General features: G+C 41.5%; 19 protein-coding genes. 9 read left to right on the forward strand and 10 right to left on the reverse strand.

The window, feature by feature from the left end:
* The first annotated feature begins 25 nt into the window (after nt 1-25).
* Nucleotides 26-2,017 (forward strand): ATP-dependent DNA helicase RecQ, encoded by a 1,992-nt coding sequence (locus U5K72_07840; GenBank protein ID MDZ7718709.1) that lies wholly within the window; start codon nt 26-28, stop codon nt 2,015-2,017.
* Here U5K72_07840 and U5K72_07845 read toward each other — a convergent pair.
* Nucleotides 1,993-2,316, reverse strand: a complete 324-nt coding sequence (locus tag U5K72_07845) for a DUF4296 domain-containing protein (GenBank protein ID MDZ7718710.1) — start codon at nt 2,314-2,316, stop codon at nt 1,993-1,995. The two genes, U5K72_07840 and U5K72_07845, sit on opposite strands and share 25 nt — an antisense overlap.
* A gap of 73 nt (nt 2,317-2,389) precedes the next feature.
* Nucleotides 2,390-3,109, reverse strand: coding sequence for an SDR family NAD(P)-dependent oxidoreductase (locus U5K72_07850; protein MDZ7718711.1), 720 nt, complete (start codon nt 3,107-3,109; stop codon nt 2,390-2,392).
* A gap of 159 nt (nt 3,110-3,268) precedes the next feature.
* On the opposite strand from U5K72_07850, the gene U5K72_07855 reads away from it, so the two are divergent.
* Nucleotides 3,269-4,003 carry a type III pantothenate kinase gene (locus tag U5K72_07855; protein ID MDZ7718712.1) on the forward strand — a complete coding sequence of 245 codons (735 nt, stop codon included), beginning with the start codon at nt 3,269-3,271 and terminating at the stop codon, nt 4,001-4,003.
* Between the two features lie 7 nt (nt 4,004-4,010).
* On the opposite strand, the gene udk is transcribed toward U5K72_07855, so the two are convergent.
* The 4 genes from udk to U5K72_07875 form a co-directional block, all read right to left on the reverse strand.
* Entirely contained in the window at nt 4,011-4,637 is a 627-nt protein-coding gene (gene udk / locus U5K72_07860) for a uridine kinase (GenBank protein ID MDZ7718713.1), read from the reverse strand.
* The gene (locus U5K72_07865; GenBank protein MDZ7718714.1) at nt 4,630-5,880 is read right to left on the reverse strand and encodes an N-acetylmuramoyl-L-alanine amidase; all 1,251 of its coding nucleotides are present in this window, start codon (nt 5,878-5,880) and stop codon (nt 4,630-4,632) included. Before U5K72_07865 ends, udk begins: the two co-directional genes overlap by 8 nt.
* Nucleotides 5,881-6,054: 174 nt before the next feature.
* Nucleotides 6,055-7,164, reverse strand: a complete 1,110-nt coding sequence (locus tag U5K72_07870; protein MDZ7718715.1) for an acyl-CoA desaturase — start codon at nt 7,162-7,164, stop codon at nt 6,055-6,057.
* Nucleotides 7,165-7,252: 88 nt separating this feature from the next.
* Nucleotides 7,253-7,732, reverse strand: coding sequence for a hypothetical protein (locus U5K72_07875; GenBank protein MDZ7718716.1), 480 nt, complete (start codon nt 7,730-7,732; stop codon nt 7,253-7,255).
* A gap of 216 nt (nt 7,733-7,948) precedes the next feature.
* Between U5K72_07875 and U5K72_07880 the strand changes: the two genes are divergently transcribed.
* The 4 genes from U5K72_07880 to U5K72_07895 all read left to right on the forward strand — a co-directional run bounded on the left by U5K72_07880 (nt 7,949) and on the right by U5K72_07895 (nt 12,526).
* On the forward strand, nt 7,949-8,467 hold the full coding sequence (locus U5K72_07880) for a DinB family protein (protein ID MDZ7718717.1): 519 nt from the start codon (nt 7,949-7,951) through the stop codon (nt 8,465-8,467).
* A gap of 552 nt (nt 8,468-9,019) precedes the next feature.
* Nucleotides 9,020-10,042, forward strand: a complete 1,023-nt coding sequence (hflK, locus tag U5K72_07885) for an FtsH protease activity modulator HflK (protein MDZ7718718.1) — start codon at nt 9,020-9,022, stop codon at nt 10,040-10,042.
* Between the two features lie 9 nt (nt 10,043-10,051).
* On the forward strand, nt 10,052-10,993 hold the full coding sequence (gene hflC / locus U5K72_07890) for a protease modulator HflC (protein MDZ7718719.1): 942 nt from the start codon (nt 10,052-10,054) through the stop codon (nt 10,991-10,993).
* A 393-nt stretch (nt 10,994-11,386) separates the two neighbouring features.
* A complete protein-coding gene (locus tag U5K72_07895) occupies nt 11,387-12,526 on the forward strand; it encodes an ATP-binding protein (protein MDZ7718720.1) in 1,140 nt (379 codons plus the stop codon).
* Here the strand turns inward: U5K72_07895 and U5K72_07900 are convergent.
* From U5K72_07900 to rsmB, 3 genes are all read right to left on the reverse strand, one after another.
* A complete protein-coding gene (locus U5K72_07900) occupies nt 12,523-13,122 on the reverse strand; it encodes a class I tRNA ligase family protein (protein MDZ7718721.1) in 600 nt (199 codons plus the stop codon). The genes U5K72_07895 and U5K72_07900 overlap by 4 nt on opposite strands.
* On the reverse strand, nt 13,058-15,211 hold the full coding sequence (locus U5K72_07905) for a valine--tRNA ligase (protein MDZ7718722.1): 2,154 nt from the start codon (nt 15,209-15,211) through the stop codon (nt 13,058-13,060). The genes U5K72_07900 and U5K72_07905 overlap by 65 nt, the downstream gene beginning before the upstream one ends.
* Before the next feature lie 88 nt (nt 15,212-15,299).
* On the reverse strand, nt 15,300-16,619 hold the full coding sequence (rsmB, locus tag U5K72_07910) for a 16S rRNA (cytosine(967)-C(5))-methyltransferase RsmB (protein ID MDZ7718723.1): 1,320 nt from the start codon (nt 16,617-16,619) through the stop codon (nt 15,300-15,302).
* A 1,132-nt stretch (nt 16,620-17,751) separates the two neighbouring features.
* Here rsmB and atpD point away from each other — a divergent pair.
* The 3 genes from atpD to U5K72_07925 all read left to right on the forward strand — a co-directional run bounded on the left by atpD (nt 17,752) and on the right by U5K72_07925 (nt 22,554).
* On the forward strand, nt 17,752-19,239 hold the full coding sequence (gene atpD / locus U5K72_07915; GenBank protein ID MDZ7718724.1) for a F0F1 ATP synthase subunit beta: 1,488 nt from the start codon (nt 17,752-17,754) through the stop codon (nt 19,237-19,239).
* Between the two features lie 14 nt (nt 19,240-19,253).
* Nucleotides 19,254-19,652, forward strand: coding sequence for an ATP synthase F1 subunit epsilon (atpC, locus tag U5K72_07920; protein ID MDZ7718725.1), 399 nt, complete (start codon nt 19,254-19,256; stop codon nt 19,650-19,652).
* A gap of 325 nt (nt 19,653-19,977) precedes the next feature.
* Nucleotides 19,978-22,554 (forward strand): zinc-dependent metalloprotease, encoded by a 2,577-nt coding sequence (locus U5K72_07925; protein ID MDZ7718726.1) that lies wholly within the window; start codon nt 19,978-19,980, stop codon nt 22,552-22,554.
* 913 nt (nt 22,555-23,467) lie between these two features.
* Here the strand turns inward: U5K72_07925 and ade are convergent.
* Nucleotides 23,468-25,084: an adenine deaminase gene (ade, locus tag U5K72_07930; GenBank protein ID MDZ7718727.1), complete on the reverse strand. Its 1,617-nt coding sequence runs from the start codon at nt 25,082-25,084 to the stop codon at nt 23,468-23,470.
* Nucleotides 25,085-25,122 lie beyond the last annotated feature (38 nt).

Genomic DNA, 25,122 nt, shown 5'->3' on the forward strand with positions numbered 1-25,122 from the left:
GGGTTTTGTAATGTTCGCTAACCGGATGCCCCGAATCGTTGGGCCGCCAGTTGGTAAAGTTTCAAAATTAAAGAACCTGATTTTGCCGGAAGAAATCACAATAGAAAAAGCACGGGATGCATTAAAAACCTATTGGGGATTTTCTACATTCAGGAGCGGACAGGAAGAGGCTATTCGATCAGTTTTAGAAGGAAACGATACTCTTGTTTTGTTTCCTACAGGTGGAGGGAAATCACTCTGCTACCAGGTTCCGGCGGTTATACAGGGTGGATTGACGGTTGTCATCTCTCCGCTTATTGCGTTGATGCAAGACCAGGTACAACAGCTTAATCAAGCCGGAATTCGCGCAACCTTTCTGAACAGTACAATCTCATCGTACGAGGTAGAACAGCGGTTGGTAAATGCCCGGAACGGGATGTATAAACTGATCTACATCGCCCCGGAGCGATTATCAACAGAGTTATGGAAGGCAGAACAGCCCAAACTGAATATTGAGCTTGTGGCCATTGACGAAGCACACTGTATATCAGAATGGGGACACGATTTTCGTCCCTCTTACAGAGATATTCGAACTGAGTTTGAAGATCTGCCAGAATCAACACGCTGGATCGCTTTGACGGCCACTGCCACCCCCGAGGTAAAAAATGATATTCTTGATAACCTTGAGTTTGATGATCCGGCTGTAATCACCGGTGGGTTTAAACGAGAAAATCTGCATTGGTGGGTTGCTAAAACAGAAAAGAAAAGATCAATGCTTAAGAAATCCGTAAAAAAAGCTGCTGGCCTGGGGAGCGGGATTGTGTACGCATCAACCCGGAGAGAGTGCGAAGAATGGGCAAAATATTTTAGCAAAAATGGAATTAAAACAAAGCCCTACCATGCAGGTTTGGATACAGATGTCCGAAATAAGATTCAGAATGATTGGATTGACGGCGAAATATCGCTGGTAGTTGCAACCAATGCATTTGGAATGGGGATAGACAAGGCAGATTGCCGGTATGTAATCCATTATACAATTCCATTTTCACTCGAAGCCTATTACCAGGAAGCTGGACGCGCGGGACGGGACGGGGAGATTAGTTACCCGATTTTAATCTATAAAGAGAGTGATGTACAGTACCTGAAGAGTCGTGTGGAACAGAATTATCCCGATTCGGAAACGCTTCAGAAAGTGTATGACGGCCTTTGTGATGAGTTGGACGTAGCGGTAGGCAGTGAGCATGAGGCACCCGAAGAGATTCATCTCGACAAGATTTCAAGGAGAACGAAACTCTCGGTCTCGCAGATTTCAAATTCTATCAATTTATTGCAGCGCCTGGACCACTTGATCCAAATTGATCTGAGGGAACCCCGGGTAGGAGTTCAATTCATAGTAAACAGTGATTATCTACTGGAATTTATTGATGAGTCGGAGCCTGAAAAGGGAGACTTTTTGGATAAATTATTTAGGCAATTTGGTCCTCATGTATTTTCAGAAATTCAGTACCAGGAACTGGAATATCTAACTCAAAAGTTAGAAACAACGTCTAACCATCTTTATAAAGCGTTACGGGTTTTTGCCGAACACGATCAGATTTTAAAATTTAAATGGCAGGAAGAGGCTAAGCTTATCCAGATTAAAGAGGCACGTGTACAAAAACTTAGAATTGATACTGAACGGGCCTACAATTACCGGGATATCTTATTGAAAAAAATTGAGTATATGGCCCGGTATGCTTCCACGGATGTGTGCAGAGAATTGTTTTTGAGGCATTATTTTGGAGAAACAGATTGCGAACCATGCGGAAACTGTGATAATTGTAAATCGGAAAAGGTAGTACGGAATCTTGTGAGCTCTGAAGATGTGCAAAGTGTTGCCAAAATACTGGAAAAAGACGAAAAATCTTTAAGTGAAATCTCAAAACTTGTTCAATGGAAGCGGGATAAAACAAATAAAGTACTCTCATTTATGGTTCGTGAGAATTACGTTGAAAGCGATCCGTCCGGCGAGATCTACCGGTTGTTGCGCAAGACTTGACGGAGACTGTCTGCTTGTTCCGGTGATGTTATCTGATTGTATTCCCGTTCAATGGTAACCAGCGAGTCGCGTTCTGCCCGTAAAATTTTCGACATCTCTTTGACTCGTTCCAACTGTTCATCAACCTGCTGTTCATAATATTCGTGAGAAATTCTGAACTCCTCTTCTGTAACATTATAATGTTTGTAGACCAACTGTCTCAGTTCTTCCGGCGATCTCTCCTCTAATATCTGTTGATCTAACTGGTTGATGATGGCAAACTCCATAAACATTTGCTGGTAGGTTTGCTCATCAATCAGTTCATCCGGGGAGACGACTCAGAACTACAACTCCAAAATGTCATCGACAGGATGAGTAGAATGAACAGTTTTCTCACTTCTCGTTCGGATTTTTTGGATTCAATGGCCGAAGTGTAATTTCATTTACCAGGAAATTATCGGGTGTTTCCAGCAGGTGGATTAATGTATCGGCAACATCATCAGGTTGAAGCATATTGGAATGCGTTTCATTGCCAACTCTATCGAAAAAATGGGTTGATATTGAACCCGGAAACATGGCGGTTACTTTAATATTATGATACCTGAGCTCTTTAAATAACGCTTCACTAAAACCCCGAACTCCATATTTTGTAGCGTTGTATCCGGAAAGCTGAGGATTTCCGAGTAAACCGGCAATAGATGAGATGTTAATGATATGATTGTATTCCTCAGAATCTTTCATATATGGAACCAGTTCGTGTGTCAGGTAGAAAACGCCATTCAGATTTGTCTCAACCATAGTGTTCCAATCCTCAATGGAAAGTTTTTCCACATTACCAAAAATACCGAGGCCTGCGTTATTAATAAGAACGTGAGGTAAAGTATCTTCCGAAAACGTTTCTTTTACCCACTGCTGAATGTCATTGGGTTTGGTAATATCCATTTTTACGGGAATAAAAGATTCGCCAAGGTGTTCTCGAACTTCATTAAGTTTATTCAATCTTCGTGCAAGTCCGTATACCCTGGCACCTTTCGCAATCAATTTTTTACTGAATGAGATACCAATTCCGCTGCTTGCACCAGTTACAATGGCGTTTTTTCCTGTTAAATTCATAGTCAAATTTTAAAATTATCATGTTTTTATTGCTCAGTAGCATGAGTAAAAGAACAACAACTAAGTTATTTTGTCCATTTAATGAATCAATGAATCCAAATTTATTTACTATGTTATTGTTCTTCTTCTTGAACGCTCACTCCGCTGAAAACTAATAAAATGAAACCACTTTATCTTGATATTGGAAACTCTTTCGTGAAACTTGCAGAGCGAAACGGGGATGACTGGCAGATACTATTTGACGGAAAAATTAACCGGTTTGATGAACTCGTTAAATTTTTAGATTCAAAAAAAATAGATCAAAAGATTATCCTCTCTTCAGTTCGGAAAGATATTTCTAAAAAGTTAAAATCTTCGTTGACTGAACGGTTTATTGTGGAGCGTAGTACCTCAGATATTCCACCGAAAATGATAGATTACAAAACTACGGAGACCCTTGGTTTGGACCGGTTTTTAGTCTGCCTGGCCGCCTGGAAAGAATCAAATAATGAAGATGTGATTGTAGTTGATGCCGGAAGCGCCTGTACTGTGGATCTAATGACAAAGGAAGGTGTGTTTATAGGCGGAATTATCATGCCCGGATTACAGATCATTAAACATTCAATGAAAAATCGTCTCCCTGAACTTCCAGAAGCACCGGACTCTATCCCTCAAGAATGGCCCGGTAAATCAACGATTGAGTGTATTGGATGGGGAGTGAATGGAGGATTCTTGATGGCTATTCAGGGATTTATTGATCAGTACAGAACCATCACAGAAAACCCAAAAATATATATAACGGGAGGAAATGCAAGGCAGATTTTGAACTGGATGGGCGATAGAGAATCTTTAAAAAGCAGAAAAAACCTGATCTGGAACGGAATGGAAGAATTTGAAAAATTAATTCAATCGTAGAGAGAAATTAATGCCTGCTCAACCTGTCTTTGATGAGTGCATTAACCATCTGCAAGGCTACCCGGTTTTCTCCGCCTCTTGGAATAATGATATCTGAATAGCGCTTACTCGGTTCCACAAATTCCAGGTGCATGGGCCGCACAAACTTTTCATACTGATGTAAAACGCCATCAAGGTCCCGGCCCCGTTCAGAAATATCGCGTTTCAACCGGCGCAAAAGGCGAACATCATCATCTGTATCAACAAAAATTTTTATATCCATACGGTCCCTTAGATTCGGCTCGCTAAAAATCAGAATACCGTCAATGAGAATAATTTTTTTGGGTGATGCGGTGATGCTCTTGTCAGTTCTTGTATGGGCTACAAAATCATATACCGGAATATCAATTTTATACCCTTGCTTCAGCGCATCGAGGTGGCGGATCATAAGTTCTGTTTCGAGCGCAGATGGGTGATCAAAATTCTGTTTCTTGCGCTCTTCCAACGGTAGGTGGCTCAGGTCACGATAGTAGGAGTCGTGTTCTATGAGTAAAACATTATCTTCACCGATACTCTTCACAATATTGCTGACAACCGTGGTTTTTCCTGAACCGCTCCCGCCGGCTACACCTATGATAAGCGGAGAATTACTCATTACTGGCTGTACTGGCTTGATCAATACTTCTGTCGTATTCTGCTTTGAAATTCCGGATCGCCCGAAAAATGGCTGAAGCCAAAATTGTCTGGCCGTATTCACTGTTCATATATCGGGCTTCATTGGGATTGGAAAGAAACCCAAGTTCAACAAGGATGGCGGGTGTGGATGCATGCCATAATACCATCAATCCGGCTTGCTTAACCCCTCTGGAACGTCGTTGTGCCCGATTCCGAAACTGATTTTCGATCATGGCTGCAATTCGTTCGCTTACTGCAATGTTCCCGGCATTGGCAAGTTCGTATATCAACAGTTCCTCTTCGCTGAGCTGCTCTTGTCCGCCATTTTCTTCAAGATTCACCACGCTGTTTTCGCGTTTCATAATCTCCAGTGCCGATTCACTTCGGTGCATTCCCAGGAAGAAAACTTCCGAGCCGTAGGCCCTTGAATCATTCACGGCATTTAAATGAATGGACAGAAAAAGGTCGGCCTTTGCCCGTGTTGCGATGAGTCCGCGTTTGTCTAATGGTACAAAGGTATCGTCTTCGCGCGTGTAGATAACCTCCATATCCGGAATGTGTTCTTTGATATAGTTACCAACCCGAAATGCTACCTCAAGTGCAATATCTTTTTCTTGAAGCCCAAGCCGCCGGTTCATTGATCCGGGATCATGGCCTCCGTGCCCCGCATCAATCACAATAGTGTTAAATTCTCTGCCGTCTCGAATTGGCACAGTCGCCTCATCTTCTCCACGCATAAACTCTGTGGTTTGCCTCTCTTTAAAATCGTGCCAATAGATAAAATCCGTTTCATCTGTAATTTTGGTGATTTCATCTTCAGTTGTGTATTCAAGCGCAACCAACATGTCATTGCTGTTACGATCGGGATAAGCAGCAGTCTTTACAAACATCTCTTTATCCAGAAAAATATCGAATCCAAACCCTTCCGTATTTTTATGATAGTCGATATGATTATATGCCGGTGATTGATCGGGATGGATAAAATCAAGAGTATCTAAGTTTGGAGAATAGAGCATAACCTGGATGAGATCCGGTGCCGGCTGGGAGACAGCAAACGAGTCAACTGCTTCTGAGAGATGATACCGAAATACATAACCTTTGCCATCACTTCGCTCATGCACAGAAATTCTGTTGAGTTGATTTTGGGCCGGCAGTTTTTCCGGAAGCCATGCAATAAGCAAGCCAAGGAGGCACAGAATGGTAAGAATTGGCGTTCTTTCCATCGCGATGGGTTATATTATCGGAGATATTGTCTGGATGATATTACCTAAATGTACTGAATATTTTAAGATTAGATAAATTTAAAGTGTGTACGCTGCCAAAAATCTGTTTAAAAATTGGATGCGCTATCTATAGAAGTTCCAGAATCTCTCTTAAAAGGGTTAGTACTTCAAAAATTATGTCCGGGCATGAGAGTATTCAAAATTGGGATCACCAAATTTTTTAAGTGTTCGGTAATGAGAAGCCACGGCCTCGCGGAAGGTCTCATGGTGATTGTATGGGATATCAAACTCGTTTGCCGTTTTTTCAACTATTTTGCTAATCTCCGGGTAGTGAATACTGCAAACTTTTGGAAAGAGATGGTGTTCAATTTGAAAATTTAGCCCTCCAATATACCATGATAACAGTTTGTTATCCCTGGCAAAATTATTGGTAGTTACCATTTCATGTATGGCCCAATGTTCATCAATCATGTTCTCTTCATTCGGCTCGGGATGGTCGGTTTCTTCAACCACATGTGCCAGTTGAAAAATAATTCCCAGGATCAACCCCGCTGTGAGATGAAGAGATGCAAATCCAATAAAAAGTTGAAGTATCGTTATATCGAGAACCAGGTAAGGAATTACAAGTGTATATGAGTAATAAAGAATTTTAGTAACAATTAGGGTAATCCATTCACTTACGGGATGTGATTTATTTTCATACGGCCCGAGGTTTTCTTTGAAAAAATATCTGTAATCTTTAATAAATACCCAGAAGAAAGTTGCAAAACTATAAGCAAAAAACGCCAATATGTGTTGAACCCGGTGAACAGGTTTATATTCTGAATGCGGAGAGAGCCGTATGAATTCAGCAACTTCCAGATCCTCATCATGCCCGTGAATGTTTGTATAGGTGTGGTGGATGATGTTATGCGTTATTTTCCAGATATATCCGTTGGCACCCATTAGGTCGAAAGTATAACCAAGCAGTTTATTTATGGTGGAATTTGAAGAGTATGCACCGTGAAGGGCATCGTGTGAAATGGAAAAGCCAATTCCGGCCATTCCTATTCCCATAACGACTGAAAGAAACCACATCACCCCAAGGGAAAACTGACCGGATAAAATCATAGCATAGGCACCAAAATAGAGTGTCAAAAGAATAACGGTCTTCGATACCATCTCGAAGTTGGCATGCCTGGAGAGATTGTTATCTTCAAAATATTGATTGACTCTTGATTTTACCGTCTTGCTAAAATCTCTGCTGATCTTATTATTAAATGTTACTCTTGTAACTTGACCCATAAAAACGATTTAGATTATTGAATAGCTTTAATTTAACTATAAAATAACTGTTAAACACCGAATCAACAATCGTGTTTTTATGTGATTATCATAGATTTTCGTTATCAACGCCGGCAATTTTCAGGCATAATGTCAGGGTTAAACCGTAACTGATATGCATCACCATTCCAGCCAGGATAATTAATCCGGGAATCCAGGTATTCAAATAAAAGATTCCAAATGATTCACCGGCGGCTCTTGCAAACAAAGGAGAGATTACCAATCCGGTAAAAAGGGATATTAAAATCCCCAGAATAATTCCCTGTATAAACCAGTTTCCGGGAATCCGTTTCTGAAGAAAAGCTACCCATGCCAGGGCCATTAATATTCCGCCAATATTAAAAGCTGCATTTCCCCAAATAAGGCTGTAGACCTCAACCCCATGAACGTAATTGAATGTTTCTTTTAAAATATGACCGATGTCGATTGCCGGCAGCCCAATTCCTCCCTGTAAAAAGGAGACCATCGTCATCACAAAAGTTGCAATTAATCCAGAAATAACGGTTCTCCAAAATGTGCTTGAACTCATCTTAAATTAACTCCTGTTGTATATTTTGTTTTCAAACAAACTCATTTTACCAATAATGAATTTGCAATGCGTGTTTAATTATAAAGAATGTTTAGCACTTAAAAAGTGAAGTTATCCCGTTTTTTTTTAAATATGAAAATGCAGCTTGAGGTTTTTGTAAGTCAATAAACAGTTTGCCATATTGCGGATTCTATCTAACAATTAAAACAATACACTATGAAAAAAATTATTAGCTGTACATTCAGTTTTCTGCTTTTAATCTTAATTGCACTGCCGTTACATGCTCAGAATGATGTTAAAGGTTTTTTTGATCAACAGTTTTCATATGCTTCAAGAGTATTACAACTTGCAGAAGCAATGCCTGCAGATAAATATTCCTGGCGTCCCATGGAAGGAGTAAGCTCAACAGGTGAAATATATTTGCATATTGCACAGGCTAATTATGGTATGTTGGGGGCTATAGGTGTTTCAAGTCCGGAGGGACTCAACCTGGAATCCATAGACTCAAATGATAAACAAAGTGTTATCGAGGCACTCTCAGAATCTATTGATTTTGTCTCTTCGGCTGTTGAAGGATTACCGCAATCCACTTTGGGGAATACGTTTGAAATGTATGGACGAACGATGAAAGGAGAACAAGTTCTGATGTTTATGTTAAATCACATGAGTGAACATGTGGGGCAATCGATTGCTTATGCAAGAATGAATGAGATTGTTCCACCATGGAGTGAATAGATTATCTCTGTTATAATAAAACCGCGAAGTTTCTAAACCGTGGTTATCGGTCAATCTGAACTCGATTCAGATTCTCCATTCGTCTTTACAGCCATTATCTGGAGATCCTGAATCAAGTTCAGGATGACGGTCAGTGTTTTGCAAAGCCTTCTAAAAGAGCTAATATTGACTCAATACATAAGACTATTACTTAATCATCCTGGTTCTAAAAACGTCAAAACTTGCTCTTTAAATCGAAAGCAGTTCTCAACTATTTTTCCCTATTTCCTTATTTATTTGATATCTCTTTGTGATCAATATCTCTCCAAATTGAATTCCAACAAATCCCCATACTTTCCTTATGTTGCATGGATACATTAATCTTCACTTCCGATTTACGGTGTTTGTAAATAAGCGAGATATCAAGAAGTGATTATTATGCTCCCGGCCTCTAAAGCGTGTTTGTAAGAAAACTCAGTAGTGTTCTTAGAGACACGAAGTAGCGTGCAGATAATTCAAAGAGAAATAGGCAAATCACTTTGGCAGAATCATTAAAAACACGAAAATAAAATTATGGACGAATTTAATAATCCTCTTAAGGGGACAGACATCCCGCCCCAGGTACAAAAATTACTGGGAAATTTTAAACTAATTGCAATTGTCATTATAGTGGCAATTTTCTCTTTTTTATCATTTTACACAGTAGAACCCGAGGAGGTTGGTGTTATACAGCGGTTTGGAGAATACCAGCGAATAGCTGAACCGGGACTGAATTTTAAAATACCACTTGCAGAAACAGTAAAAATTGTACCTGTAGAGCGGCAACTGAAGCAGGAATTTGGTTATCGCACTGTTGAATCGGGTGTTCAATCACAATACCAGAAAGCCGGGTATGGCGGTGAATCGTTAATGCTGACGGGAGACCTGAACCTGGCAGATGTAGAGTGGGTAGTACAATACCGGATATCCGATCCATATAGATACCTGTTCAAAGTTCGCAACCCTGATAATACCCTTCGTGATATGTCGGAAGCGGCCATGCGGGAGGTTGTGGGAAACCGAACAGTAAATGAAGTATTAACAATAGGGCGGGCCTCTGTTGCTGCACGTGTTCAGGCAATTCTGCAGGAAATGAATACTGAGTACGAAACAGGTATGCAGATTGAACAGGTAGTGTTACAGGATATCAATCCTCCGGACCCGGTGAAGCCTTCCTTTAATGCAGTTAACGAGGCTCAACAGCAGCGTGAAACATTGATAAACAAAGCCCGATCTGATTATAACCGTGTGATTCCGAGAGCAAGGGGAGAGGCAGAACGGACTATTCAACAGGCAGAAGGGTATGCTACGAACCGGACAAATAGAGCACTGGGTGAAGTTGCAGCCTTCAATGATCTTTATACAGAGTATGTGCGTGCACCACAGGTTACAAAGCGGAGAATCTATTATGAAACCATGCAAGAGCTACTCCCGAAAATTAGCAATAAGGTAATTACAGATCAGGATGGTGCAAATGTATTGCCTTTATTGCAGATGCAAATGGATGGTATCAATAGGTTAAACCAAAATGAGAATGATAATTCAAATAACGAATAAGAGAGAATTATGAAAAAGAAACAGATAATTATCATAGCATTATTTCTCGCACTGTTCCTGGTGATGTTTGACGGATTTTATTCCGTGGATGAAACAGAACAGGTTATCATTACGCAATTTGGTGCACCAGTGGGGGAGGCTGTAGTTGACCCGGGACTAAAAATGAAAATTCCTTTTATTCAAAAAGTTAACCGATTTGATAAAAGATTCCTGGAGTGGGATGGCGATCAAAATCAGGTGCCCACTAAAGACAAGAAATTTATATTTGTTGATTCCTATGCAAGGTGGCATATTACCGATCCGTTGCAGTTTTTCCAGCGAATGCGGGATGAGCGCGGTGCACAATCCAGACTGGATGATATCCTGGACGGAGAAACACGAAACGCAGTAGCTTCTCACGATTTATTAGAATTAGTCCGTACATCCAACAGGGAACCCGATGTAGAAGGGGAAGTTTATGAAGTGTTAGAAGATTCTCTGGAAACGATTGATGTAGGACGAAGCGCTATCCAGGATATCGTACTGGAATTGGCAAACGAGCGGACAACCGATTTGGGTATTGAAGTTCTCGATTTCCGTTTCAAACGGATTAACTATGTAGAAGATGTCCGGCAAACTGTTTATGACCGTATGATTAGTGAGAGGAATAAAATTGCCGATCTCTTTCGTTCGGAGGGACAGGGAGAAGCATCCCGAATTGAAGGGGAAAAAGAACGAGAGCTTCTTGAAATACAGTCTGAGGCATTCCGGCAGGCAAGGGAAATCCGGGGTCGCGGAGATGCGGAGGCAGCATCGATCTATAATGAGGCATATAACCGGAATACATCCACTCGTGAACTCTATGATTTCATCAAGGCGATGGAAGCATATGAGACATCATTTGACGGGAATACATCTATTTTTCTCTCCACTGACAGCGACTTTTTTAAATACTTGAAGTCGATAGACTGATTACAGATATCCCTGCGCCACCTTCAATGGGTTATTAGATCATTGAAGCGTGGCAGATTAATGATAGACAATGGATAAAGCTTTCAAAATTTAATTATAGCCACTGAATGTATTCCTTCAAAGAGTGGTTATTTTAAAATTCAATCAACTTTTTTCGTAATTTTTCCAGGTTCGTTTGCACATCTTCTTTTTCAGTCTTTCTTTTTTCAGCAGCGGCATCTGGCGAGTTATTCACGAATTATTCATTAACGGAGTTATCTTCCAGTCTTTTCAGATGAATTAAACTCAAATTCTTCAATTCCTGTAAAGTTATAACTTTAATGGATTGTATTCCTTTTTAGTTATAACTATAAAAGATTATATTCCTGTAAAGCAATTTTTTAGGGAAAAATAATGGATGCCAAGAATATGATAGACAGGAATTTATATCCGGAAATTGAAAAAAGATTATTTGGAGGGAAAGCAATACTACTCATTGGTCCCAGGCAGGTTGGGAAAACTACCTTGATAAAAGAGATTCTTAAGGATTTGGGTGAAAAATATCTTTTTTTGGATGGGGACGATCCAACAGTGAGGGACCAGCTTGATAACCCGAATACGGAGCGAATAAGGCAAATAATTGGTCAATTTACAGTGGTTTTTATTGATGAAGCACAACGTATTTCAAACATAGGTTTAACTTCAAAAATAATCGTGGATCAGTTTCCGGAGAAACAATTAATCCTGAGCGGCTCATCAGCTTTTGAGTTAGGAGAAAATATGCAAGAGCCTTTAACCGGCAGGAAATGGACCTATCAGCTTTATCCGATTAGCTGGAATGAGTGGGAAAATCATAATGGTTTCATGAAAGCTGAACAAGATTTTGAAAACAGGCTGATTTATGGCTTTTATCCGGATGTTTTGAATCATCCCAGGGAACCTGAAGATATTTTAAGTGAACTGGTTGATAGTTATCTGTACAAAGATATTCTAAATTATGCGGGCATTCGTAAACCCGAAAAGATCCAGAAACTTGTACAAGCTATTGCATATCAGGTGGGGCAAGAAGTGGTTTATAAGGAAGTGGGAGATTTAGTTGGATTAGATCCTAAAACGGTTAGCAACTATATAGACATTCTTGAGAAGGCATATGTACTATTCAGTTTACCGTCTTTTAGCAGAAACCTGCGTAATGAAATAAAGAGGAACAGAAAGATATACTTTTATGATAATGGAGTGAGAAATGCAGTTATAAATGCATTTCACCCAATAGAAAATCGTCAGGATATAGGTGCACTCTGGGAAAATTTTCTAATTAGTGAACGGCTAAAACTGCATAGTTACTATAAAATTCGTTCCAACAGATATTTTTGGAGAACGAAACAGCAGCAAGAGGTAGATTATGTAGAAGAGTTGGACGGAAATATTTTCGGCTTTGAGTTCAAATGGAGTCCTAAAAGAAAAATTCGGTTTCCAAAAACATTTGTCAAAAATTACAATGCAACCGTAAAGGGCGTCAATCGCGACAATTTCCGTGAATTTTTATCTCTTTAGGCCTCAAATTCCTCCAACTGCTTTCGCAGTTTCTCCAAATTCGAATGCGTATCCGCCTTTTTCTGCCTCTCTTTTTCTACTACAGCATCCGGCGCGTTTTCTACAAACTGCTCATTAGCCAGTTTTTTCTCAACACTTTTAAGAAATCCTTCCAGCCGGTTGATCTCTTTTTGAATGCGTTCTCGTTCTTTTTCAAGATCAATTAAACCTTTTAGGGGAATATAGATTTCCGATCCGCTTACAACAGATGCAGCAGATGCTTCCGGTTTTTCTGCATGAACATCAAAAGTGATCGACTCTACAGCCAGGAGTTTTTTGAAGATCCATTCGGCAGTAGCCAGCTTCTCAGACAGTTTCTCATCTTTTGGTTTGATGATAATTATCAGCTCAGCTTTTGGCGAGAGATTCATTTCTGCCTGGATATTCCGAATGGCCGAAATTTGGGCTTGAACGGTTTTAAAGAGTGTGATAGAATCGTCAAAGGTTTCTCCGGTCATTTCAGGCCACGAACTGATGGTCAATGCTTCCTCTTCAGACCGATCCTGGATTCTCTGCCAAATCTCTTCTGTAATGAACGGTGTGAATGGGTGAAGCATTTTCATCAACATTTCGAAAGAAACCGAGTGCTCGTTCCAGGTTTTCTTTCGGCATGTTTTCTCCGGGCTGGTCTGCTTTACAAACCTCGATGTACCAATCACAAAAATCATCCCACACGAGTGAGTAGATTTTTTTAAGAGCTTCATTCAACCGGTACTTGGAAAAATCGTCCTCCATCTCTTCCAGCGTCGTTTGAATGCGGCCCATCATCCATTTGTCTGCCAGATTCTCTGGATCTATTTCGGTTGTTGGCGTGTAGGTCTCATCCTCCTCCATATTCATGGTGAGAAACCGGTAGGCGTTCCATATTTTATTGGAGAAATTTCGCCCTTGCTCACAAAGTGCAATATCAAACAACAGGTCATTCCCGGCAGGAGAGGCGAAGAGCATGCCAACACGGGTTCCGTCAGCCCCATACTGGTCAATCAGTTCCAGTGGATCAGGTGAATTCCCTAAAGATTTCGACATCTTACGCCGTTTCTCGTCGCGAACGATTCCGTGATAATAGACATTGCTGAACGGTTTTTCACCGGCAAAGGCATACCCGGCCATAATCATCCGGGCAACCCAGAAAAACATTATTTCGGGGGCGGTTACTAAATCCTGAGTAGGATAATAGTATTCTAATTCTTTGTTGGGCTCTTTGTTTTTGATAAAATCGGGATCAAAAACAGACATCGGCCAGAGCCACGAGGAGAACCAGGTATCCAAAACATCTTCGTCCTGGCGGAGATCTTCAATCGTCAACTCTTCTCCTGATTTCTTTTGCGCTTTTTCGAGAGCTTCTTCTTTGGTTTTGGCGATTACATAATCCTCTTCACCTTGTCCAAAATACCAGGCCGGAATCTGATGTCCCCACCACAACTGACGCGAAATGCACCAGTCACGAATGTTTTCCATCCAGTGTTTGTAGCTGTTTTTGAACTTCGCCGGATGAAACTGAACTTCATCGTTCATCACATTTTCGAGAGCAGGTTTACTCAGCTCATCCATTTTGCAAAACCACTGAAGAGACAATCGCGGTTCAATAACAGAATCAGTTCTTTCTGAATAACCGACTTTGTTCGCCATCTCTTCGACCTTTACCAAAAGTCCCGCTTTTTCTAAGTCGTACGTGATTAATTTTCGAGCCTCAAACCGATCTTTGCCGATGTAGTGTTCGGCATCATCAGAAAGTGTTCCGTCGGGGTTGAGCATGTCGATAATTTCCAGATCATGCTTTTGCCCAATCTCATAATCGTTCTCATCATGTGCAGGAGTGATTTTAAGGCAGCCAGTCCCGAATTCGGGATCAACATATTCATCGGCAATTACTTTCACTTCACGATTAACTATCGGGATAATCACCGTTTTACCAATCAGATCCTGGTATCGCTCATCATCAGGATTTACACAAACAGCCGTATCCGCCAAAATGGTTTCGGGGCGGGTTGTTGCGATGGTTACATATTCATTCGAATCTTTAATTGGATATTTTACATGATAAAACTTGGACTGCACCTCTTTGTGAATTACCTCTTCATCACTCAGAGCAGTTTGAGCAGCGGGATCCCAGTTTACCATTCGGAGTCCTCGATAGATATAGCCGCGCTCATAGAGATCAATAAAACAGTCGATAACTGTATCATAGAGCTCATCTTCAAGCGTAAAGCGAGTTCGTTTCCAGTCGCAGGAGGCACCAAGTTTACGAAGCTGCTGAAGGATAATGCCCCCGTGTTCCTCAGTCCATTCCCATGCATGATTCAGAAATTCATTGCGGGTTAAATCTCGTTTTGTAATGCCTTCTTTCCGAAGCTTTTGTACAACTTTTGCTTCCGTTGCAATCGAGGCGTGATCGGTGCCGGGAACCCAGCAGGTATTTTTACCAAGCATACGTGCACGGCGCACCAGAACATCCTGGATAGTGTTATTGAGCATGTGCCCCATGTGCAGAACACCGGTAACATTCGGAGGCGGAATCACAACCGCAAACGATTCGCGGTCATCCGGTTCAGAATGGAAATAGCCGTTCTCTTCCCAATAGTCGTACCACTTTTCTTCTGTGGTGGAAGGATCGTATTGTTTTGGTATATCCTGTGTTTTGCTCATAAATCATTTATTGTTTAACCGCAAAGAGCGCAGAGATACGCTAAGATTATTCTCAGCGTACCCCTGCGCCCTCGGCGGTTTTAAAAAATTATTTTACCCGAACTAACCGAACGCCAAAATGTCCGTCGCAATTGTGGACATGCGGCAGTGTTTGATAAGCTAAGCCGTCTTCAGCCAAAACGCTTTCCGGCAGAAAGTCATCGAGTGGTTCGAGCTCAAAATTATCATAATTGTCGAGGAACTTCTGGATCTGCTCCCAGTTCTCCTCCGGTTCGATAGAGCATGTACTGTAGATCAAACGCCCGTCTCGTTTTACATGGTTGGCCGCTTCATCCAATAACTCTTCCTGAAGTTTGATGCAATCTTCCAGATCTTGTTCTGTTCGTTTCCAGCGGAGATCGGCACGTTTACTCAAAACGCCTGTTCCTGTACACGGTGCATCAAGCAGGACCCCATCAGCCAGTCTGAGATCCAGATCCCTGGCATCCGCTCTTCGTATTTTTATATTTTCAGCATGATAGTCCATTGCGCTTCTGGCGAGTAGTTCAAGCCTGTCTGAGTTGATGTCAATAGCCGTGATGGATCCTTCAGCTTCCATCATATCAGCCATTACAATGGTTTTTGTGCCGGGTGCTGCACAGATATCAAAAATATTTTCTCCGGGCATCGGTTCAACAATGGTGGGAGCAAAGCCAGCGGCAATATCCTGCACAAGGCAGATTCCTTTCTTAATCAAATCCTTGGCGATAAAGGGTGCAACGGATTCCACTTTAAAATAACCGGGAAGCCAGTCGCTCTCCTTATATTCAATGTCCAGCTTCTCCATTCGCAATTTAAAATTCTCTGTCTTGGTGCGCAGGTTATTCACACGAACATAGTAGTGGGGGCGCTGATTATTGGCCTGCATTAACTGGAAAGCTTCGCGTTCGCCAAATCGTTTTACCCACCGTTTTACCATCCACTCGGGATGTGAAAAAGTAGTTGCCACAAGTTTTGTTCTGTCTTTAAAAGCAGGTTTTGGCAGATTGTCGATATCGCGCTGAATATTTCTGAGAATTGCATTCACCAGGTCGCCTGATTTAGACCCCAAATTGTACTTGGCAATATCAACTGCCTCGTTGATGGATGCGTAATCGGGAGTACCGCTCATAAACACCAGTTCATACAAACCCAGCCGCAAAATATTTTTAAGCAGAGGTTTCATATCCTCTACGGTAATACTCGAAAATTCATTGATGATAAAATCGAGGTAACTTCTCCTTCTCAGAATATTCTGCACATACTCTCGCACTTGTGCTCGTTCTCTGGGCTCAAGTTTATTCGCATCCGAATAACTCAGTGTACCCTTCTCATCAAACGTTAAAAGTAGATCAATACTTACCGACCGTGCAGTAGCTTCAGTTTCCAATTATACCTTTGATTTTTAAATGTTTGAATTCGCTCGAAAATCAGCTTTTAATGAAGCTAAATTCTGTAAATAAAACAGTTTTAAATATAGAGGTTTGATCGTCTTTTTGCTAATGATGACTGAGAATATCTGAGTGTTACTTTACACGTTCCCGAGTTAAGGTTGTGCTTTGTAGTAATATCGACTGACAACAGGGAAGATCTTCATTCTTTCGTATCTGCCTGAGTTCGATTCATAATTTATCAAATGTAGTCAATGAAAGTCGCTACTCTTCCCATTTTACATAGGAGAGGAGCGCAATAGTCCGCATTTATTAATCGAACAGGTTTACTGTCCTTTTATGCAGAAGAGATTTTGAGATCTCCATCTGAGGACTTACCCCATTTTTATGATGTAAATTTGTTGCACATGCTTGTTCTTTTGTCTTGATACAAAAGAACGAAAAAATCAAGGCTGTGAATACTTGGCGGCGGACACGAGTTCACCGTGGAATCCTTTCAATGGTCCATATCGCCCAAAAACTTTAAAATTCGCTACTCACCGGTATGAAAGGATTCATTTCACGGTTCAATCGTTGTCCTTTTACCCGCCAACTATTCAAGGCCTACCTATACCAATTATTTTCAGTTTCCACTTTTAAAATTTTACAAATTATTGATATTATTTACTTTATATATTATAAAGTATCAATTTCGGGGTAACTTCTCCTCCATCTCTTTTGAGCCGTACCTCATCCATTAAACCCGTTTTATTCATCAAGAAATTTGGTTGTGAATGCAGTGCATGGGAAAATTTCAAAGGCTTTTGCTGCAATATTCAAATTTGAGCTATATTCGATAGTCGATATATGAAACGATATCATTCACCTAACTTCTATTTTATATTCTTACCTGTATAATCCGGATTAAAGTTGGTTCTGCTGCGAATGGCAACCAGAATAAAGCAAAACGCCAGCGTTTATTAGTACTCGTTTTTTCAGAAGATGTTGGATAAAAATCAAGCCAAACTTTTTGATTTTTGAAATAGAAAGAGGTAACTTTTCAAGCTGTCATGAGTAACGTATTTCGTGACATAAAACTCAAGAAATTCGAAATAATCTATCCCGGCTGATTAGCCAAAAACGACTAATTGAATGAATAAAGGAACCGTAGCACAAGTTATTGGACCGGTTGTCGACGTTGATTTCGACCACGGTCAACTCCCCCAAATTTTAAATGCCCTGTATATAGAAAGAGAAGACGGATCAAAACTTTACCTGGAGGTAGCACAACATCTGGGTGAAGACAGGGTGCGAACTATTGCAATGGATTCTACCGATGGACTGGTACGAGATACTGAAGTTATCGATACCGAAGATTCTATCTCAATGCCGGTTGGCGAAGATATTCGAGGCCGTCTTTTTAATGTTGTAGGTGAAGCCATTGATGGAATTGAAGCGCCGGAGGGAAAACGATCTTATCCCATCCATCGTGATGCACCGGCTTTTGAAGATTTAGCCACCAGCAGTGAAATGCTTGAAACCGGTATTAAGGTAATTGACCTTCTCTGCCCATATGCCAAAGGGGGTAAAATTGGGTTATTTGGAGGTGCCGGTGTAGGTAAAACCGTATTGATCCAGGAGTTGATTAACAATATTGCGAAGCAACACGGTGGTTTGTCTGTATTTGCCGGCGTTGGAGAGCGAACCCGTGAAGGAAATGACCTTCTTCGTGAATTTATTGAATCAGGGGTTATCAACTATGGCGACGAATTTAAGAAATCGATGGAAGAGGGCGAATGGGATCTCTCCAAAGTAGATCACGATGTTTTAAATACATCCCAGGCAACACTTGTATTTGGCCAGATGAATGAGCCGCCGGGAGCACGTGCACGTGTAGCACTTTCCGGGTTAACAGTAGCAGAGTATTTCCGGGATGAGGTATCTCGTGATATTCTTCTTTTTATAGATAACATTTTCCGATTTACCCAGGCTGGTTCCGAGGTATCTGCACTTCTGGGACGTATGCCTTCGGCTGTTGGTTACCAGCCAACGCTGGCTACCGAGATGGGTGATCTGCAAGAGCGTATTACATCAACAAAGAACGGGTCAATTACATCAGTACAGGCGATATATGTACCTGCCGATGATCTTACTGACCCCGCACCTGCTACAACATTTTCTCACCTGGATGCAACAACTGTATTGAGCCGGGCATTGACACAAATTGGTATCTATCCCGCTGTGGATCCGCTGGATTCTACATCCCGAATTTTGGACCCTAAAGTTGTGGGAGAAGCTCACTACAAGTGTGCCCAGGAAGTGAAAGAAATTCTACAGAAATACAAAGATTTGCAGGATATTATTGCCATTCTTGGTATGGATGAGCTCTCAGATGAAGATAAACTGGTTGTGTCGCGTGCACGTCGGATTCAGCGATTCCTGAGCCAGCCATTCTTTGTAGCTGAACAGTTTACCGGTCAAACTGGTGAGTATGTAAAAATTGAGGAAACCATTAAAGGATTTAACATGATTCTGGACGGTGAAATGGACGATCTCCCTGAAAATGCATTCCACCTTGTGGGTACGATTGAGCAGGCTCAGGAGAAAGGAAAACGAATTCTTGCTGAAGCAGAAGCCTAAAACGGAGAAGCACATTGGCAACAACTTATCAAGCACAACTTTTAACACCAGAAGGTTCTCGATTCGAGGGTCAGGTTGAAGGTGTACGCGTACCGGGCAGCAGTGGTGATTTCCAGATGCTGCATAACCACGCTCCTATTGTTTCTTCTCTTGGCATTGGAAAAATTGTCATCAAACAAAAGGGAGAAAAAGAATTAAATTTTGCTGTAAGTGGCGGTTTTGTTGAGATGAGCAATAATCAATTAACAATTCTTGCTGAAAAGGCCGAAAAATCAACCGAGATAGACAGGGACGAAGCCTTGAAGCACCGGGATGATATCAGAGAAAAGCTAAATTCGCTCAAATACAGAAGCGATGATATTGAAACCAAGCTTGCAATTGCTGAGAATCGGCTGAAAATAGCCGAATCTTAATTTTTTTAAAGCCTGTATCTTTTTCGGTCCGGGCTTTTTTTATTTATGTAGCCTGCTTTTTGAAGGGAGAGGGACGTATGCTGATTTTTCTTTTTATTAGCAACAATTGAGATTCTATTTCTCGCTCCGCACGAACTTTTGCTATCTAGTGTTTGTAAGAAAACTCATAGTGTCCTAAGAAAACGTCAAGGTCGCGTTCGAAGTCCCAAAAAGCGGCGCAGTGTACTACGTGTACATGAGCATTTTTGGGGCGAGTGGAACGCAGAGATTGACGTTTTCTTAGAGACACTATCTATTAAACACCAACCAAAACTATAGAACCGTTATGTTTTTATTTTCCCGGAACGGTATTTGGGGAATCATCGGATTATTGTTTCTCATGTCGATATCCGCCTGTTCAAATACAAAGAACATCAGTAAGATCGCCACTTCAGAAAGCTCAAAAGAGGAAAAATCAGATTTTGAGTCAGCCATTGAAAAATCAACGGTGTATGAAGGCCTTTTTACTGTTTACCAGGATACCACGGATGGCTCAACTAAATTGGAAATTCAAAAAGATCAGCTCGACAAAGAATTTATCTATTTTGGTATGTCAAGTGATGGAGTTCCGGAGGTGGGTCACTTCAGAGGAGCGTTCCGCGATAACAAGATTATAAAAGTTCGAAAATATTTCGACAAGATTGAGTTCGTCCATGTAAACAACAGTTTCTATTTCGATGATGAGAGCCCATTAAGCCGGGCGGCGGCAGCGAATATTTCTGACGCTGTACTTTTTTCTTCAAAAATTGAAGTGAATGATGAAGAGAATGGAAGAATACTGATTAGTGCAGATCCGCTTTTCCTCTCAGAAAGTTTGCATCAGGTTAAGCCGAGTCCGAATCCGCGATCTCGTCCCGGAGAGTATTCCCTTGGCCAGCTGAGCAGTGATAAAAGTAAATATGCTGAGATTCGCAGCTATCCCGAAAATACAGACGTTGTTGTAGAATATGTTTATGAATCTCCCTATGTACGTGGTTCTACAAGTGATGCAATTACAGATGGCCGGTCCGTTACGGTACAATTTCAGCATACGTTTATTGAAATGCCGGAAAACGATTATAAACTACGGTTCGATGATCCTCGCGTTGGTTATTTTATCACACAAAAAGATGATCAGATTTCAACAAGTGCCACTCCGTTCTATGATTTGATTCATCGATGGAAATTAGAAAAGAAAAATCCGGACGCAGAACTCTCAGAACCTGTGGAACCGATTGTATGGTGGATTGAAAACACTACACCAACCGGATTCAGGGAAACGATAAAAAACGCAACGCTTGCATGGAATGAAGCGTTTGAGGAGGCCGGATTCAAAAATGCGATCCGGGTGAAAGTACAACCGGATTCTGCTGATTGGGATGCGGGCGATATACGGTATAATGTTCTGCGCTGGACCTCCTCACCCGAACCTCCTTTTGGCGGGTACGGGCCAAGTTTTGTGAACCCAAGAACCGGCCAAATTTTGGGCGCGGATATTATGCTGGAATGGGCTGCTTTTCGGGCATATACCAGGTCGGAGGACCTTTTTACGGGTACATTTAACTCATCGGCTGATTTGAACGAAGCGATGGATCCGAGATACTGTAATATTGATCAGTTTCTGAGTGAAGACAGACAATTTGCCGCAAGTGCAATTTTACTGATGGATGATGCCGGTGAACAAGATCTGGACGGCCTCCAAAAAGAGGCGATGACCCGGCTTATTCTCCATGAAGTGGGGCATACATTAGGCTTAAATCACAATATGCAGGCAAGTTCAATTTTTTCACCTGAAGAAATTTATAACCCGGAACGTGATGATGAAAGCAGCTTGAGCGGGTCGGTTATGGATTATCACTCCATTAATGTAAACCCGAACCGGGATGAGCAGGGACGTTACTACGATCTTAAACCCGGACCTTACGACGTTTGGGCTATTGAATATGGATATTCTCCTGCATTGAACGATCCTGAAGCTGAGCAAGAGCGTCTTGAAGAAATTCTATCACGTTCAACAGATCCGGAACTGGCTTTTGGAAATGATGCAGATGATATGCGATCATCGGGCAACGGAATTGATCCAAGAGTGATGATCCGTGATATGTCAAGTGATCCGGTAGGATACTCTGTGGAACGGATTGAGCTGAGTAAACATCTCCTGGATGGATTAGTGGAAAAATATGGAACCCGTGAAGGCCAGTCGTACCAGGAACTGCGCAATGCATTTGTGTCAGTTATGGGGCACAGGGGAACTCAGACTACTGTAATTTCACGACAAATTGGTGGAGTTTACAGAGACCGGGCATTTATCGGGCAGGAGGGAGGAACTCAACCTTACACACCCGTTCCTGCAGAGAAACAAAGGCAGGCGATGAGTTACCTGTCTGAATATCTGTTCGCCCCGGATGCTTTTGAGCAATCGCACGAGGTCTATAAATATCTACAGGCACAACGGCGTGGATTTAATTTTTATGGTGATACGGAAGATCCTAAAGTTCATGATTTAGTTCTGGGTATGCAGATTAGCGTAATCACTCACATCCTCCATCCAAATACGATGAAGAGACTCACGGATTCCAGAACATACGGAAATACGTACGCTGCGGCGGATGTAGTACGCGATCTAACCGGTGCCATCTTTGATGCTGATGCACAAGGCAATGTGAATACATTCAGGCAAAATGCCCAGGTTGAGTATGTGAAAGTGCTTACGGCAGTTCTTGAAAGCGATCAGCATGATAATCTTGCAAAATCAGCGGCCCTCCATAATCTGCAATATATTCGTGGTTTGATGGAGGAGAAGGACAGCGTAAATAACGAAACAATGGCTCACGCGGCTCATGTTAGCTTCTTGGTTGACGAAGCGTTGGAATCTGAGTCGTAAATTAAGTTAGATTACATTTTCTTGTTCTGAAGGAAGACCTTCGGAACACTGAATGTAGAAGCTCCGCTTCTGGAAAACTGTCCGGAGAGTTGTATTGCTATTCTGTTGTATGAAGAGTGAATGGAAGCGGTCAACTGCGCCGAGGCTTCAATGATCAGAAAGCTACGGGTTGGCGTACCGAAGGAGACCTTCGGCACGAGTAAATATCTGGCTAAAGCCCTGGGTAATTTCTTCAGAGGCTCGTTTAGTGTTTTAGGAAATCTATTACCGTCTGCTTTAGCTGACGGATTTAGAAAAGCTTTCCCATTTTGGCTTTAGCCACATTCATAAATTTACGTTTAAGCAAATTAACAGGTATTACATTTTCTGAAGCAGTTCTTAGCAAGAAAAAAGTCCTTTGCTCAAGTGTATCTTTTGGTACTTAAAAGTCAAAAAAATACAAAGGAAGTGAGATGCAGAAACTGAAATTGTAAGGATTTTGGTATTTCCGGTTCATACAAATAGAAAAATAACAAACAGTAAAAATGTGGCTAAAGCCACTCTATTTTACAGGGATTGTCAACCGTTGGTTAAAACCAACGGAAATAAATACTTCGATTCAGACCGAATAGTACTAATTCTAAAATAATAGATACAGGATTGTGATTGGACATTTCTCCAACACTCATTTTCAAGAGCAGATTTGATTGAAAAGAATAATACAGCGTAGCTAAATATCCAATTGATGCGACGATTTTTAGAGTGGTTGGCTTTAGTCGAGTGTAATAAATATTGAATAGAGATATAGACTTCGAGGTTTCTATCAATTACCGTCTGTTTTAGCTGAACGGGTAAGAAGTGCCTTGAGTAAGACACATCTTGGTATAGCCTTAATAAGCTTAGTACTCAATCCTTGATACTCAAATACTACCCTTCACTGCTCCACAAATTCAAAGGTATCCCCGTCAAATAAACCTTTATCGCTGAGTTTTAAACTTGGGATTACAAGTAGCGCCATAAATGAGATCGTCATGAAAGGGGAGTGCAGCTTGCTTCCTAAATCCCGGGCCATTTTAGTTAGACGTTCGTAGCTGGCTGCAACCTCTTCTCCGGGTTGATCACTCATAAGTCCGGCAATGGGTAACGGCAGAATTTTCTCCTGATGTTTGGAAACAGCAGAGATGCCACCTCGATTCTTCATGATTAGATTGACGGCTCTGCTTATATAATGTTCGGAAGAACCCACGGCAATGATATTGTGTGAGTCATGAGCAACCGATGAGGCAATCGCGCCATTTTTAATCCCAAAATTTTTAATAAAAGCCAGTGCCGGTGGTTGCTTTTCGTATCGGTTGACGACGGCAATTTTCAAAATATCGCGGTCAGGATCTGCCTGAACGGCCCCATTTTTGATCTCAAGCTTTACAGTTTCTTTCTCCGTTACCAACTGTCCATCCCTGGTAACAATGACCGGCTGTTCACTCTTGTTTGATTTCAGTATGAAATCATTCGGCTCAACAGGGTATGGTTTGAAATTGTTGATCTGACTCGCGTCGATTTCAGGAAACAGAATTTCACTGTCCTTAAAAACAGGATTACCATCAATCCAGGTCTGTTGAATATTCATTGACTCCGGGCGATCAACAATAATGAAATCCGCCGGATCTCCTTTTTGCAGCAACCCAACATTTAACTTGTAATGACGAACAGGCAGTACACACGCGGCATGCAGAACATCAAACAGATCATATCCAAGGGAGAGGGTTCGAGTTACCAATTTATTGATGTGACCGCGAATCAGATCGTCCGGATGCTTGTCATCAGAACAAAACATGAGTTTCTCCGCAAAATCATCAAAAAGGCCAACCAACGCATCGAAATTCTTAGCAGCGCTCCCCTCACGGATAGCAATGAACATTCCGGCGTTGAGCTTGTCCACTGCTTCCTCTTTGGTAAAGCACTCATGATCTGTAGAAATATTAGCAGAGGCATATTTCCGGGCTTTATTGCCTTTAAGTCCGGGCGCATGGCCGTCAACGGGTTTGCCGAGATCGAGTGCAGATTTGATCTTTGCCAAAACATCCGGTTCATCATTTAAAACTCCCGGCCAGTTCATCATCTCAGAGAGATAGTGTATTTCATCACGTTTTAGCAGTTCAGCTACATCATCCTTATCCAGTTCCGCTCCGGAAGTTTCAAATGGAGTTGCAGGAACACAAGAGGGTACGCCAAAGTAAAATTTCAGCGGAACTTTCTTCCCATTTCTGATCATATATTCCACACCTTCTATTCCGCAAACATTGGCAATTTCATGCGGATCAGAAACAGTAGCTACAGTACCATGCCGAACGGCAAGTCGTGCAAATTCTGATGGCACCAGCATGGAACTCTCAATATGAATGTGCGAGTCGACCAACCCGGGCATGATATATCGGTCGGGTACCGATTCAACTTTCCGAATCTCAACAATTTTTTGATTCTGAATTTTGAGCGCACCGTTGAAGATTTGCCGGGAAACCGGATCAACAATTTTTCCTTTTATAGATTTCATAAGATTATTACTTTAATGTGAGTTCACATAATAATTCT

It is taken from the genome of Balneolaceae bacterium, from assembly GCA_034521495.1.
GTDB lineage: Bacteria > Bacteroidota > Rhodothermia > Balneolales > Balneolaceae > Rhodohalobacter.